The 14,445-nt window shown below is 56.1% G+C and carries 10 protein-coding genes; 5 read left to right on the top strand and 5 right to left on the bottom strand.

Annotated features, from left to right (window positions below; translation table 11 throughout):
• Positions 1–59 precede the first annotated feature (59 nt).
• Together GA0061103_RS04050 and GA0061103_RS04045 are read right to left on the bottom strand one after the other, a co-directional pair.
• The gene (locus GA0061103_RS04050) at positions 60–845 is read right to left on the bottom strand and encodes a DUF4037 domain-containing protein (protein WP_092707304.1); all 786 of its coding nucleotides are present in this window, start codon (positions 843–845) and stop codon (positions 60–62) included.
• Positions 846–880: 35 nt separating this feature from the next.
• Positions 881–2,200: an alpha-L-fucosidase gene (locus tag GA0061103_RS04045; protein ID WP_092708608.1), complete on the bottom strand. Its 1,320-nt coding sequence runs from the start codon at positions 2,198–2,200 to the stop codon at positions 881–883.
• A gap of 203 nt (positions 2,201–2,403) precedes the next feature.
• Between GA0061103_RS04045 and GA0061103_RS04040 the strand changes: the two genes are divergently transcribed.
• A complete protein-coding gene (locus tag GA0061103_RS04040) occupies positions 2,404–3,411 on the top strand; it encodes a LacI family DNA-binding transcriptional regulator (protein WP_092707302.1) in 1,008 nt (335 codons plus the stop codon).
• A 72-nt stretch (positions 3,412–3,483) separates the two neighbouring features.
• Here the strand turns inward: GA0061103_RS04040 and bamA are convergent, their stop codons facing one another.
• The gene (gene bamA, locus GA0061103_RS04035; protein ID WP_425349468.1) at positions 3,484–5,745 is read right to left on the bottom strand and encodes an outer membrane protein assembly factor BamA; all 2,262 of its coding nucleotides are present in this window, start codon (positions 5,743–5,745) and stop codon (positions 3,484–3,486) included.
• Here bamA and GA0061103_RS35320 point away from each other — a divergent pair.
• On the top strand, positions 5,642–5,869 hold the full coding sequence (locus GA0061103_RS35320; RefSeq protein ID WP_245304701.1) for a hypothetical protein: 228 nt from the start codon (positions 5,642–5,644) through the stop codon (positions 5,867–5,869). The two genes, bamA and GA0061103_RS35320, sit on opposite strands and share 104 nt — an antisense overlap.
• 237 nt (positions 5,870–6,106) lie before the next feature.
• Here the strand turns inward: GA0061103_RS35320 and GA0061103_RS04030 are convergent, their stop codons facing one another.
• A complete protein-coding gene (locus GA0061103_RS04030) occupies positions 6,107–8,128 on the bottom strand; it encodes an LPS-assembly protein LptD (RefSeq protein WP_245304647.1) in 2,022 nt (673 codons plus the stop codon).
• A 956-nt stretch (positions 8,129–9,084) separates the two neighbouring features.
• Here GA0061103_RS04030 and GA0061103_RS04025 point away from each other — a divergent pair.
• From GA0061103_RS04025 to GA0061103_RS04015, 3 genes are all read left to right on the top strand, one after another.
• Positions 9,085–9,825 (top strand): response regulator, encoded by a 741-nt coding sequence (locus GA0061103_RS04025; RefSeq protein ID WP_092707298.1) that lies wholly within the window; start codon positions 9,085–9,087, stop codon positions 9,823–9,825.
• Positions 9,822–11,204 carry a sensor histidine kinase gene (locus tag GA0061103_RS04020; protein ID WP_092707296.1) on the top strand — a complete coding sequence of 461 codons (1,383 nt, stop codon included), beginning with the start codon at positions 9,822–9,824 and terminating at the stop codon, positions 11,202–11,204. Before GA0061103_RS04025 ends, GA0061103_RS04020 begins: the two co-directional genes overlap by 4 nt.
• A 243-nt stretch (positions 11,205–11,447) precedes the next feature.
• On the top strand, positions 11,448–13,652 hold the full coding sequence (locus tag GA0061103_RS04015; RefSeq protein WP_092707294.1) for a DUF1217 domain-containing protein: 2,205 nt from the start codon (positions 11,448–11,450) through the stop codon (positions 13,650–13,652).
• Positions 13,653–13,666: 14 nt separating this feature from the next.
• Here GA0061103_RS04015 and GA0061103_RS04010 read toward each other — a convergent pair whose 3' ends face one another.
• Positions 13,667–14,443: an SDR family oxidoreductase gene (locus GA0061103_RS04010; RefSeq protein ID WP_092707292.1), complete on the bottom strand. Its 777-nt coding sequence runs from the start codon at positions 14,441–14,443 to the stop codon at positions 13,667–13,669.
• Positions 14,444–14,445: the final 2 nt, after the last annotated feature.

Below are 14,445 nucleotides of genomic sequence, written 5' to 3'. Positions count from 1 at the left end.
GTTGCAGTGACGTTCATCACTATCCGGACGCTCCCCTCCGGCTTGGTCTTGCGGCTTGTTCACGCCGCGATCATCGCCTCCAGGTCGGCGATCAGGCCGATCAGTTCGGTTCGCTGACGCTGCCATGTGTCCGGCCCCTGTTCCGGCTCCAGAATGGCGGTCATCCGCTGGAGGAAGTCAGGCGGCAGCCGTTCGAGTTCGGCTGCCATCGGTAAATTCCAGCCGTCGCCCGGAAAATAGACCCGGTTGAAGGCGAAGACGGTTTGCAGGATGGCGTTGGCAAGCTTGCCTGTGAGACCGACGAGAAAGACGAGATCGCGGCGAACGACCTTGCTCTCATAGTGATAATCCCTGGCCCAATAGCGCAGGATTTCCATGTACTGGCTGAGCACGGAGGCCCTGAGTGCTTCCGGATATTGTGCCAGCTGCTGCCTCCAGCCGGTCAGCAAACCCCTGGGATCGGCGATGATCTGCTGGCTGGCAAGATCGGTCGGCAGGTGATAGCCCCAGATCGTCCATTCGAAGCTCTTTGGCACGACGACGCCGGCAAGCCAGGAATCCAGGTCGCGCTGGACGCCGGCATACCGCCGCATCCAGACGCCATCCATGCGGATGCCTTCGGCCTGCCAGCCTCGCAGCGCAGTATCGAAACGCCGCCACGCCGCAGTCTGCCGGACCTCCGGTCCCCGATAGGCGTCGGCATAGACCCTGAAGTCGAAATCCGATTGCGCATCCGACCACCCTTTGCCGCGCGATCCGGCAAGGGCAACGGCACCATTGCCGTCTTCTGCCAGATCGGCGATCAGGGGAGTCATTGCGGCAATGAGTTCGGCTTCGCGGCTCATGACGGCACAGGGCGGCTGGGCTTCGCTATCTCCCCTTAATCCTTGAGGATCAGTTCGACGACCGGAGTCACGACGTCAGGCTTGAGCACCGGCAGCTCCAGGGTCAAAATGCCTTCTCCGACGGCGACGCCGACATTGGAGTCGACTTCGGCATCCGGGTCGAGCCAATGAAGCTCGCTGGCATCGTGCAGGAACTGTGCATATTTGATCTTGCGACCCAGTCCTTCGATATGGATGTGACGGAAGGGCCAGGTCTGTATATGCAGGTAGAGCCGATTGCCCTTCTGTGTGAAGCGGCATCCGTTTGGCGCCTTGTAGGTCGAAGGTCCTGCACCATAGATCGCACGGCCGTTCAGCCGCAGCCATTCGCCATAGGTGTCGAGTGCCTTGATGGCGCGGGCGTCGAAGGTGCCGCGGCCGGTCGGGCCTACATTCATCAGCAAATTGCCGCCGAGCGAGACCGTGTCGACCAGGATATTGATGAGCTGGCCGGCATCCTTCCAGCTGGTCTCGTCGCGATAATAGCCCCAGGAGCCGCTGAAGGTGTGGCATGCTTCCCATCGTACCGGCAGGCCCGCAACGGTTGGTGCGACGCGCGGCGTATATTGCTCCGGCGTGACGAGCTCCGGCATGTGATCCGCATCGCGCGGCAGGTCGAGGCGGTCGCCGACGATGATGTCGGGCTGCAGCTGGCGTACCAGCTTCATCAGGTCATCGCTTTCCCAATCGGCACGGCCCTTGCCGGGCAGGCCCTTGTAGACGCGCCGGGGATAGCTGAAATCGAACCAGATCACGTCGATCTTGCCGAAGTTCGTCAGAAGCTCGGTCACCTGGTCGCGCATGTACTTCGCATAGCGGCTGACGTCGCGGCCCTCGTTGAGCTTGGCGGCGTCGGGATGGTTTCGCTGCGGATGATGCCCGTCGATCGGGAAGTCGGGATGATGCCAGTCGAGCAGCGAATAATAGAAGCCGACCTTGAGTCCTTCGGCGCGAAGCGCTTCGACATAGGGGCCGATCAGATCCTTGCCATAGGGTGTGTTGGTGACCTTGTAGTCGGTGACCTTGCTGTCCCACAGGCAGAAGCCTTCATGGTGCTTCGCGGTCAGAACCACATATTTCATGCCGGCCTCGCGAGCGCGGCGTGCCCATTCGCGGGCGTCGTAAAGGTCAGGGTCGAAATTGTCGAAATACTTCTGATAGGCCTCGGTGGTGAACTCCTCGCGGTTCTTCAGCCATTCGTGACGTGCGCCGAGGGCGTAAAGTCCGAAGTGGATGAACATGCCGAAACGGTCGTGTCCAAACCATGCCTTGCCGTCGGCCACATTCTGGCCGCCACTGATTGCTGCGTCGCTCACACTATCCTCCCAAGTGTTAAGGCTCAATCGAACCGGTTCGATTTGATAATTGATCCTCATGCCCGGTATGTCAAGCGCGCTGTTGAAATCTCTTTCCGCATATTGCTTCATGGCCCGCAAATGTTAGATTTGTGACAGAGATTCATTGAAGGGAGTTCCTTCGATCGGAAGGCTTGAGGCGATAGAAACGGTTCGAAAAATTCATGGCCACCATTCGTGACGTCGCCAAACTCGCTGACGTATCCGTTTCGACGGTGTCGCTGGCCTTGAGCAATCCGGCGCGCGTTAGCCAGAAAACGCTGGAGAGAATTCATCAGGCGATCGCCGCGGTCGGCTTCGTTGCCGACCCACTTGCCCAGAGCCTGGCGCGCGGGCGCAGCCGCATGATTGGCTTCATCGTCGGCAATGTCGGCAACCCGTTTTTCGGGGATATCCGGCGCGAGTTGGAAAATTATGCGCTGGACCATCAGCACTTCGTCGTCGTCACCGATTCCTCAGGCAAAACGGAGCGCGAGAGGGCGATGGTCGAGCATCTGATCGGCCTCAAGGCCGCCGGCCTGGCGCTCGCGCCGTCAGGTCATGACCAGGATTATATCGACTTCATTGCCGGCCTGAACCTGCCGATCATCTGTTTCGACCAGAAGGTTGCCGGCATCGAGCGCGATTTCGTCGGCTCCGACAACTATCTGGCCGGGGCGATGTTGACGGAACATCTCCTGCAGCTCGGCCACAGGCGCATCGCCGTCATCACCGGCCCGAGCCATATGCATACCGCGACGGAGAGATACCGCGGCTTTGCCGATACGATGGCCAATGCCGGCGTGGACATCAATCCGAATTTCGTCGTCGACGGCCAGTTCACGCGCACAGCCGGCTACGAGGCGGCCATGCGTTTGCTGATCCAGCCCGAACGCCCCACTGCGATCCTCGGCACCAATAACGCAGTTGCGCTCTCGGCGCTGCAAGCCATGCAGGAGCTGGGCTTCCGCTGTCCCGAAGACATCTCGCTCGCCATGATCGACAATGTGCAGTGGAGTTCGGTCATCACGCCGCGCATCACCATGGTGGTCCAGGATACGCTGGCGCTCGGCGGCATCATCGCAAGACGCCTGATGCACCGTATCACCAATCCGCAAGGTGCGGTCGAGCCGCCGCAGGATTTCGTGCTGACGCCGAAATTCGTTCCGGGCAATTCCTGCCGGAGAATTTAGAGCTCTGTACACCATGCATTGGGGCGCCGCAGGCGCTCTTGCGCTTTGGCGGCGGACGCTTTCGGGATTGTCTCAGAACTGGTTGCCGAAGCCGAACCGGAAGTTTTCCACCTTGTCGTAGTCCTGCTTGAGGAACGGCACGGCGTAGCTGAGATTGATCACCCCGAATGGCGACGCCCATGTCAGCCCGATGCCGGCAGATGCGCGGAGCGCTGATCCGTCGTGCAGGACATCTCCGTCGAGATTGGCATCGTTGCCATAGAGCGTTCCGGCATCCACGAAGACGGAACTGCGGAAGCCGAGATCCTGCGGCATGCCCGGCGTCGGCATGCTCGTCTCCACCGAGGCGGTGAAGTATTTCGTTCCGCCGAGCGGATCGCCATCGGATGTTCTCGGACCGATGCCCGCATCTTCAAAACCCCGGATCTCGCTGCCGCCGATCATGAACTGATCGAAGATGTTCAAATCCTGACCATTTGTCGACGTCATGTAGCCGGCCCCGACGGTTACTGAGCCGATGATATCCTGTGAGTCCGAAAGCGTGTGGTAGTAGCGCGCCTTGCCGCTGAGTTTGTAATAGTTCGAGTCGCCGCCGAGACCTGCGACTTCCTGCGTGACCTTGGCGATGAAGCCGTCACGCGGCAGGTTCTGATCGTCAAGGGTGTTGTAGGTGAAGGTCTGGGAAACGCTTGATTGCGTCCACGGACCGTTGTTGATCAGGTTCTGGTAAGGTGCGGAGAGATTGTCCTGCCAGTCGTTTTCACCAGTGTAGGTGATTTGTTTGTAGGTATAGCGAAGCGTCGTCGAAAAGTCTTCGGTGATCGGCGCTGTGATCCGCAGCGAGATACCTTCCTCGCCGTAGTCGTAGTAATCGTTGCTGGCGGTGATGCTCTTGAAAAGATCGAAGCCGGCGGCGAGGCGATCGCCGAGGAAATATGGCTCGGTGAAGGAAAGGGTGTAGGTTTGGCTCCCGTTGGTGCTCGCGCCTGCAGCGACCTTGATATACTGGCCGCGTCCGAGAAAATTCTTCTCCTCCACGGAAGCTTCCAGCAAAGGACCACCATTGACGCCGACAGCGTAGCCCCCGCCGATGCCGAAGGAGCCGGTTGGCTGGTCTTCGACATCGACGACGATGATGACCCGATCCGGAGCGCTGCCAGGACGTGTCGAGATCTTCACCGACGTGAAATAGCCGAGCGCGTCCAGGCGACGCTTGGCGCGCGTAATCATCTGCTCGTTAAAGGCGTCCCCTTCGTTGAGATCGAATTCACGCCGAATGACATAGTCCCTCGTTCGCGTGTTGCCGCGAATTTCGATGCGCTCCACATAGGCGCGTTCCCCCTGATCGACGATATATTCTATCGAGACGGAACGGTCTTCAGGGTTGCGATTGCCGCGTGGTGTCACCTTGGCAAATGGATAGCCGGCCGCCTCGATGCGTTTCGAAATCGCATCGATCGATTTCTGGATATCCTCGGCGTTATAGGTATCGCCTTTGTGCGTAATGACGAGGCTCTTCAGGTCGTCGGCATTGATACCCTGCACGGTTGATGTCACCGAAATATCGCCATAGCGATATTTCTCACCTTCATCGACAACGAAGCTGACGTCGTAGCTGTTCGTCGTGCTGTCGAAGGTTGCGCTATCGGACACCAGCCTGAAGTCGACAAATCCGTGATCGTAATAGAATTTACGAAGTGCATCCTCGTCGGCGTCTTTCTTCGTTTCGCTATAAATATCCTTGCGCGTCAGAAACGACAGGAAAGTGGACTTCTTTGTACTGATCACCGCGGCCAGACGGCCGCCACTGAAGGCATGATTTCCGGAGAAAGTCAGCTTGCTGATTGTCGTTCGGTCGCCTTCGTTGATGACGAAAGCGAGATTGACCCTGTTCTTCGCGATGTTGACGACCTGCGGCGTCACCTGGACATTATTGCGTCCGATCGCAGCATAAGCGTCCTTGATTGTTTTTATGTCGTCCTGAACCTGGCTTTCACTGTACGGGCCAGCCGCTTTGGATTTAACCATCTCTACAAGCTTGTCATCTTTTATCTTCTTGTTACCATTGAATATAACCGCGTTGATCAAGTTGTTTTCGTGTACAGAGACGACGAGACTATGGTCTTCTATCGAGATATGTACATCGGAAAAATAGCCGGTTGCGTAGAGTTGTTTGATCGATTGATCGATATCTGCATCCGAAAAGCTCTTGCCGGGAGCTATTGTTATATTGTCCTTTACTGCAGTCGATCCAACGCGTTCGGCACCAACCACCCGTATATCGCTCACCATGGCTGCCTGCGCTGACAGTGGTGCGGCTGTGGCTGTGCTTATGAATGCTAAAATGGCAATTGTCGAATTTGAACGTTTTAACTTTGACCGCGGTAAATCAGAGTTCATCTACGCTTTTACCTTGCATTTCCAAATGGAGCTGTTCCACGGGTTTTCAAAGAAATGAATATCCATGCGGTCGAAGAATCTGCCTGTGACGTAGAAAGAGCACTATCACTTCCCAGTGCTCTTCGGTGTTAAGTAATGTTAAGTAATATTTCGATTGGCCTCTGCGTCACCGGTCATGCGCGAAGCCCCGGAACACATCGGGTCCTTTGCGCATCGACCGAAACGGCTTCACCGCAAGGCGGTTTGCCATGTTGTCTGAAGCGACCCGAAAACGATGGATCAAACGCGAAATGATCTAATTGCCGCCGAGCTTGACTTCACCCAGCGTGCGGAACGTCAGGTGCAACATTATGGACCAGTCGACGCCCGTCGTGCTGGAAGTATCCTTCTTCCAGTCATAAACCAGGCTGGCAGTCGTGCATTCATCGGAATAGGTTACGCCGAAGTCGTGTTCGCTGAGATCCTTGGCGCGCAGATCATATCCGAGGGTCGTGTTGACCGACCATTGATCCGAAAGCTTCAATTTGACCTGCGGCTGGAGCTCATCCTCATTTGTGGGTATGTCGTAATCGGGCTGAGCCTCGATATGCGTATAGGTCAACTGCGTATCGAGAATCGGCGTGACATAACCAATCGTCGTATCGCCACGCTTTAATGCAAAGTTGTCGTGGTCGAGCCGATAGGACGTCGAAACTGAAATGCCGTGCGGCATGGTTACGCCGAACATCGTTACATAGTCGGATCGTGCCGTTTCGAGCCCCGATTCGAGGCCGGCGCCGACCAGGTCTGGCGTTGCAAATGAATTCATTCCCATGAGCTGGTAGGATTGGCCAATGACACTGTCCAGCTTGTAGCCGCTGTCGAAGCTGCCAGTATAGCGCATGCCGACATTGGCACGTGTGCCCCCCTCCACGCGATCAAAGCCGGAAAACTTGTCTCGATCAAAGAGGTTCGTCGCGTCGAACACGAAGCTTTGCGCATCCTCATTCGGCAATTGCCCGGCAAGCTGCTCATTGGGTCGGAGATAGATCTGCGCAATGGGCTCGAAAACCTGCGTGGAATGGGCGGTGGTCGCCAATATCGGATATTTTGCCTCGAGACCGGCTGTCAGCATGTCGCGCGTCGCAACGCCGTTGCCATCGTATGTGCCGGCATAGGCATAGGATGTGCCGATCGAATTTGGTCCGGTCATCCCCAGAGCCATCGTGTCTCCGCGGGCGGCAAGCAACGGCGTCAATTCCAGCCCCTGCGGCGTCACGAAGGAGCGCTGCCACTGCATTTCCGTCGTCAGACGCGCATAATCGCCGGTAAGCCCGAGAAAGCGGTCGGAATTGTCGGGATTGACGACGACGTCCGCGGTGCTGCGCGAGACATTCGTGAAATTGCTGGTCAGCGACAATTCTCCACCGAGGACGGGCTGTGGCGCGATTGCGTGGTAATCAATGACCGGATAGACGACGGCCTGCTGCTTTTGCTCGGTGCTGCCGCTGGTAGCGTCCTGTTCGTTGTAATAGTTGAACCGCATGTCGAAGTAGTTCTGCTTGCCGACGCCGGTCAGATAGGCCTGGTTGGTATGGGTGCTCTGATTGAGCCCTTCGATATTGTAGGTTCGGGCAAAATCGTTGTCGCTTTGCGCCATGACATCCCACCCGAAGGTCCAGCGTGGGTTGATCTTGAAATCACCCTTGGACGCTATGAGCGTTCTGAGCTTGGCATTCGTATCGGTGGTACCGGCGTCAAACGCACCCGGATCGGCCTGATCGATCATGGCCGCCCTCAGGCTGTAGGTGCCGTTGTCGAGTCGCTGGCGAAACTCCCCCTGTAGCAGCAGGCCCTGATTGCTGTATCCCGTTGCGGTCACTGTCGCATCCATGCTTGGCGAGATGACGTAATAGTAGGGAATTGCGACGCCAAAGCCGAGATTCTGGGAGACGCTGAAGGTTGGAAACAGAAAGCCCGATTTTCTCTTGACGGTATTGTCGGGTACGGTCATCCAGGGAATATAGGCGATCGGTTGGCCGAAAAGTTCGAGCCTTGCGTGCTCCAGCCTTATCGTATGGGTGATGCCGTTCTGGATGATCCTCTCGGCCTTCACTTGCCATAGCGGAGCGCGGCCCCGTTCCGAGCATGGAGCGCAGGCGGTATAGACGCCCTTGGTCAGGATAACCTTGGAGCCGCCGACACGGTCGCCCTTAATTGCCACCATTCTCGTATTGTCGGGCATTTCAACGCGGAGGGCCTCTATAAACCCGTTGGAGAAATCATTGGTCACGTCCATTCTGTCACCGTAAGTACGGTTGCCATCAGGGGTGATCAATTCTACGTTTCCTGTCGCGGTCATCCTTTTGGTGATCTGGTTGTAATCAACCTGATTGGCTACCAGTTTATAGCCGCTATAGTGGATTTGAACGGCGCCGCGTGCGGTTATTATCTGCGTGTCTTTGTTGTAAATAGCTTCATTCGCCTGCAGCAGAAGCTTTGTTCCATCAGGAATTTTTATATTGGCACCGGTGGGTAGTGTCGATTTTTGTCCTGTCGACTGCTGTTGCGGTTGATTCTGAGCGAATGTGCGATTGCTGGCAGAAGATGCTGCAAATACGATAATTGATATAGCTATGGTGGCAAGAGTCGAATTTCCTTGGAATATTTGCTTCAAATGCCACGCTCCGCAGATTGGATATGAAGCATTGGCATTCCTCGTTCAAGCATCGGTACATCTGAAACAAGTGCCATTATATCTGATAGAATTGCCTCTTCGAATATTCTGCTGCAGCCACATTTATCGAAGGATGATAATGGGTTCTGTCTGCCTGTCCTCTTATCTCGCCCTATCGTAAGCCATAGATTTGCTCGCGCTTCATGGCGGGATCTCGCGCGATTATTCTGGTTTATAAATATCAGCCATTCCCGATCGGATATTGCAGCAGTATGCGCAACTGAACGCACGATTTCGGACTCCATTGCCATTTGGCAAGGAATAGACGAAGATAGCTACGCTTTGGATTAAGTTGCGTTAATTTATGTTTCTGTATATTTCCACTTCTTTATTTTATGTTTCTCCCTGTAGATTTGCGTAATTTCCGAAACAAAGTGACAGTATTGCCAACTGTGTGGCCGGCACCTGCCACAAGCTCGACAAAATTGGGTGCAGGCTGCCCTATGCACGATACACCTGGTGCGGGAACAGCCGAGCCGGCTCGAAAGAACATTAAACGCATGCCTTGAGAGCATCGAAATGTTCCCGAATTGATCTGAGCTGCAGTAAAGGTGCCCATGAATACCATTAGAACTGCAAACAAGGAGCAGAGGCAGTCGATCCTTCTGGTGGAGGATGACAGCGAGATCGCGAAGATATTGTCGGAAGTTCTGGCCGAAAACGGCTTTAACAGTATGTGGGCCGCCTCCGCCGAGAAGATGGATGCGTATCTGGAGGACAATACGGCCGATCTTGTCATTCTCGACGTGATGCTGCCCGGCGAGAGCGGATTGAGCATATGCCGCCGGTTGAGAGCGACGTCATTGGTCCCGATCATCATGCTGACGGCACGTTCGGAGGATGTGGACAGGATCATAGGGCTGGAAATCGGCGCCGATGATTATGTGACCAAGCCTTTCAACCATCGGGAGCTTCTTGCGAGAATCCACGCGCTCCTGAGACGTTCTCATATCAGCAGACCGCCCAACGATCCGTTCCATTCCGCCTTCCGTTTCGAGGGATGGCGCGTCGAGCCGGGGCAGCGGCAGCTGTTCAGCCCGGAGGGCGCCCGCGTGACGCTGACAAGCACGGAGTTCGACCTTCTTCTGGCTTTCTGTCAGAATTCAAGGCGTATTCTGACGAGGGAGCAGCTTCTGGAGCTCACACATAGCGGCATCGCCGGCCCGATCGGCCGCAGCGTTGATGTCCATATCAGTCGAATACGCCAGAAGATCGAACCCGACCTGCGCGCTCCGACCTTCATCAAAACCGTTCGCTTGGGAGGCTACGTCTTTACGCCCAGCATAGAGATATTATGACGGCGTATCTTCGTTTCATCAATCACAGGTCCATCGTCACGCAGATGATCGCGGTTGTGCTTGCCGCCGTTGTTCTGGGGACGGTATGCACATCGGTTGCGTTTCTCTTCCTCTCTTATGGAGGGCATAATGAGGGCAATCTCAAGCTTGCGGCGGCTTCGGCGGCCGCGCGCATAGCCACGATCGCCGACGATGCTCGCCAGAGCGCGTCACTTGACGAGCTGAAGAGGAGCATCAAGGCTTCGAGATGGCTCGAGATGCATATAGAAATCGTTCCGAGCGCCGTATTTTTTTCCAGCCCCGAATTTACCTCGGCGGAGAAGCGCACCGAGCAGGAAAGCGGCTTTGCCGACGAGCTGCGAAGCGAGCTTCTCTCCCATTGGAACTTGTCGCCATCGGATATTTCGATCTCCACGGGCAATTCCGTCGTCGTCAGGATCAACAATCAATACGCCTTGATTTTTCAATCGACGCATCGACCGCCGATGCAGCGGTTCATCTTCGTACAGCTTGGCTTCGTCGTCGCAACGGTCATGATCGTGGTGCTTTTCCTGGCCGTCTACATCATCAAGCGGCTTATGGCACCGCTCTCGTCGATAGCGGCGGCGGCTGACGCTCTTGGCCATGTGTCGACCCAGGTCCAGCCGATCAGCGATGCGGGGCCGCAGGAAGTCACCCAAGTGGCGAGGGCTCTCAATCATCTCCACGGGCGTCTGCAGTCCCTGATAGAAGAGCGGACCCGCATGCTGGCTGCAATCAGCCACGATCTTCGCACTCCGCTCACGCGCCTGCGCCTGAAGCTCGAGCGAGGGGTCCGGTCCGGGGAGCTGGGCAGCATGATCGATGAAATCGAAATCATAGACAACATGATCTCGGAAACGTTGCATTATCTGCGCGAGCAAAACGACCGGCGCGCCGGATATGTCATAGACATGCCGAGCCTCATTCAGACCATCTGCAACGAGTTTGCGGATTTGGGCTTCGATATACGCTATCAGGGGCCTGCCAGAATGGCTTATTTCTGCGAGGAATTGGGAATGAGACGCGCGCTCTCCAATGTCATCGACAATGCGATCAAACATGGGACGGAGGTCGTTGTATCGCTTGAAAGCCGAAGCGAAAGCGGCTTTGAAATCCGGATCTCGGACAACGGCCCCGGCATTCCGAAGGAGCACCGCGCCAAGGTGTTGGAGCCTTTCTATGTTGCAGACGATGCGCGTTCCCTGATCGGGAGAAGCGGATTTGGATTGGGCCTTTCCATCGTGCGCGATGTCGTATCCCGTCACCGCGGAACCATTTCCTTTGCGGACAACTCGCCTTCGGGATTAGTCGTGCGGTTGTCCTTCAGCCAGTCGCGCTCGGCCGAATTTGCAAGCTGAATCTTCGAGGAATCCGGCGGGTCAGTCTGCAGCATGTATTTCGCACGATGTCATCAATCCCACGCGGGCTACGTAGAGGAGGGCCGCGGATGCGATATTTCCGACAGAAACGTCCTGCCTTGCCGACATAGATGCGGTTTCGTGAAATTAGGCCCATAGATTGCCGATTTAGTCTCGCGCAAGGTCTGGTTGCGATAGTCCATGCGGGGCGAATATCGATGAACTGCGCTGTGGGGGCGATCTATGATTTCGACGTATCTCGGCTACGTGTCCGCGACAAAGGACATGGCATCGACGCTTGCGCGCATCGCCAAACAGGCGACGGTCAAAAGCGACCAGCAATATTACGATGCGCATATCGGCAAGATCAAGAATGTCGATGAGTTTCTGAGCGACTACAAGCTGTATAGCTATGCGATGAAGGCCTACGGCCTCGAGGATATGACCTACGCCAAGGCCTTCATGAAAAAGGTCCTGACCAGCGATCTTAGCGACACGAGCAGCTTTGCAAACAAACTGACGGATAGCCGTTACCGGCAATTCGCTGCCGCTTTCAATTTCGGCGGCACGTCAAAAAATCAATCGGCTCAGAACGATTCACAGAAGAGCGATACGATCGGGCTCTATGAGCAATCCTTCGCCAATGAAACGACCTTGGCCAAGAAGGAAAGCAAGTTCTACGATAGTTGGATCGATAAGGTGTCGAACGTCGACGATATCGTCAACAGCAGCAGGATGACGGACTATATCCTGCGGGCGCACGGTTTAAACCCGGACAATATCTCGAAGGCGTTCCTGAAGTCGGTTCTGACCAGCGATATCAACGACCCGAACAGCTTCGTCAACACGGCGAGCAATTTCTCGACGGCATCGCTGCAGCCGACCTACAAGCTGATCGCGTCGCAGTTCAGCTTCAATGCCGACGGCACGCTTTCCGGTGCGACTGTGCAGACGGCGGAGCAGAAGGAGGCCATGATCTCGCGGTATGACAGCATGGTCCCGAGCCTGTTGAGTCCGGCTGCGGCCATCAGTAATGACGATTACTATCGTCAGGCGATCACGAAAGTTCAGTCGCTCAGCGACATAACCGGCGATAACAGGCTGTTTTCCTATATAAAGACCGCATTCAACCTGAATCCCAAGCTCACTCCGGTCCAGTTCAACCTCGCTTTCACAAACTCCGATTATGCCGCCGTGACTGGAATGGCGGATATGGTTTCGCAATTTCAGTTCGCGTCCGATGGTACGCTACCGGCCGGTCAGCCGGCGCAGACGCAGCAAGCCATCGACGACATCTCGACCAAATATTTGAACCAGGCGAAAGATGCAAAACAGAACCTGTTCGGCGATGCGGAGAAACACTACAAGACCGCGGTCGGCGAGATAAAGACGATCGCGGACTTTTTTGCCGTCAACGACACCAAGAACAAGAATCTTCCAACCATAGAGGACATGGCGCTTCGTGCCTTTGGGATCGGCAAGAACGAGGTCTCCAGGGATCAGCTGCGCAAGATACTGGAGAGCGATCCCTATGACAGCAAGAGCTATGTCAATTCGCTGAAAGACGACAGATTCGTCGGGCTTGCCAAGGCCTTCAATTTCGACAGCAAGGGCAATCTGCGGGCGCCGGTCGCGCCCTTGTCCCAAACCTCGATCAACAGCCTGATTTCCGCCTATTCGAAGTCGAAGACTTTCGGATTGACTGGCGAGATGCGCGACAAGGCGGTCAAGGATGCGAAGGACGCAGCGACCGAATTCAGCAAGTCGATCGCCAAGATCAAGACGGTCGACGAACTCCTGGCTGACAAGAAGCTGACTGAGTTTATCCTTGTTGCGAACAATATCGATCCCAAGTCGGTCGACAAGAATACCTTGAAGAAGGCCTTCTCTGCGGATCCCGAGGATGCCAAGGGCTTTTTGAACACGCAGGCCGGCCAGCAGTTCAAGGCGATGGTGAACGTCTTCAATTTCGACGCCAAGGGAAATCTGACCACAGCCAAGATCGAGCCGGGACAGAACAAGGGTGCGCGTCTCGCCACCAACGATCTCTATCTTCATCAGACCCTGGAGACGCAGCAGGGGAGCTCCAACGAAGGCGTCCGCCTCGCCCTCTATTTCCAGCGCAAGGCGCCGCAGGTCAATTCCGTCTACGATATCATGTCGGATCCGGCGCTCTACAATGTGATCAAGACGACCTATTCGCTACCCGCATCCATGTCGAACATGGATGTGACCCGTCAGGCGGCGATGCTTGAAAAGCTATTCCCGATCAAGGACTTGCATGATGCCGGCAAGGTGAGCAACCTGCTCAAGCGCTTCTCGGCCGTCTATGATGCGGCAAATGGCGGGAATACGACCTCTGCCGCATCCGCCATTTTGACGCGCGGGTCGGGGATTGGCATGAGCGCGGACCTGATGCTCTCGATTGCCCAGCTCAGATCGCGATAGCGTGGTTTGCGATACTATTGATGCTGCAACACGCTCAGGCCTCCGTCCACGGTCAGGCAGGCGGCATTCATGAAGGGACACTCGTCCGAGACCATGAAGACCGCGGCCATGGCGATCTCGTGAGGCGTGGCGATGCGGCCGCCCGGATGCAGTTTCATCGTCTCCGCCTTCGCCTTTTCCGGATCGGGAAAACTGTTCCAGTAATCGATGGCCTTCTGCGTTGCGACGTAGCCGGGCGCGAGCGCGTTCACGCGCACGTTCTTCGAGGCATATTCGATCCCCAGCGATTTGGTCATGCCGAGAAGCGCATGCTTGGCAAGCGGGTAGGGGAAAGTGTGCGGAATGATCGTGAAGGCGTGGGTCGAGGCGATGTTGAGTATGACGCCGCCGCCCTGCGTGATCATCTCGGGCAGCACGGACCGGCAGCAATTCCAGGCGCCCTTGAGATTGATGTCAAAGCAGCGTTCCCAGTCCTCATCTGTCGTCTGCAACGGCTCGGCAAAGACGTTGACGCCGGCGTTATTGACGAGCGCATTGATGCTGCCGATTTCGCCGGATGCTCTGGCCACGGCTGCGCGCACGGCTTCGGCATCGGTGATGTCGGCGGCCTGATAGCCAAGATTGGCGCCATCTTCCTTCAGCCTATCCGCAGCCTGTTTCAGCAGAGCTTCGTCGCGATCGATCAGGAAGATGCTTGCATCTTCAGCCACGCATGCCTCGGCTATGGCCAGCCCGATCCCCTGCGCGGCTCCGGTGATGAAGATCCGTTTTCCCGAAAGGCGATTTGACATCC

The sequence above is a fragment of the Martinezella multihospitum genome (genome assembly GCF_900094585.1).
GTDB classification, from domain to species: Bacteria; Pseudomonadota; Alphaproteobacteria; order Rhizobiales; family Rhizobiaceae; genus Rhizobium; species Rhizobium multihospitium.
The sequence above is the reverse complement of the archived record's forward strand: the minus strand, read 5'-3'. Positions and strand labels throughout refer to the sequence as shown.

Excerpts from the sequence above, each read along its gene's own strand:
- GA0061103_RS04050 (WP_092707304.1), bottom strand. The coding sequence starts at position 845 with ATGAGCCGCGAAGCCGAACTCATTGCCGCAATGACTCCCCTGATCGCC.
- GA0061103_RS04040 (WP_092707302.1), top strand. The coding sequence starts at position 2,404 with ATGGCCACCATTCGTGACGTCGCCAAACTCGCTGACGTATCCGTTTCG.
- GA0061103_RS04025 (WP_092707298.1), top strand. The coding sequence starts at position 9,085 with ATGAATACCATTAGAACTGCAAACAAGGAGCAGAGGCAGTCGATCCTT.
- GA0061103_RS04020 (WP_092707296.1), top strand. The coding sequence starts at position 9,822 with ATGACGGCGTATCTTCGTTTCATCAATCACAGGTCCATCGTCACGCAG.
- GA0061103_RS04015 (WP_092707294.1), top strand. The coding sequence starts at position 11,448 with ATGATTTCGACGTATCTCGGCTACGTGTCCGCGACAAAGGACATGGCA.
- GA0061103_RS04010 (WP_092707292.1), bottom strand. The coding sequence starts at position 14,443 with ATGTCAAATCGCCTTTCGGGAAAACGGATCTTCATCACCGGAGCCGCG.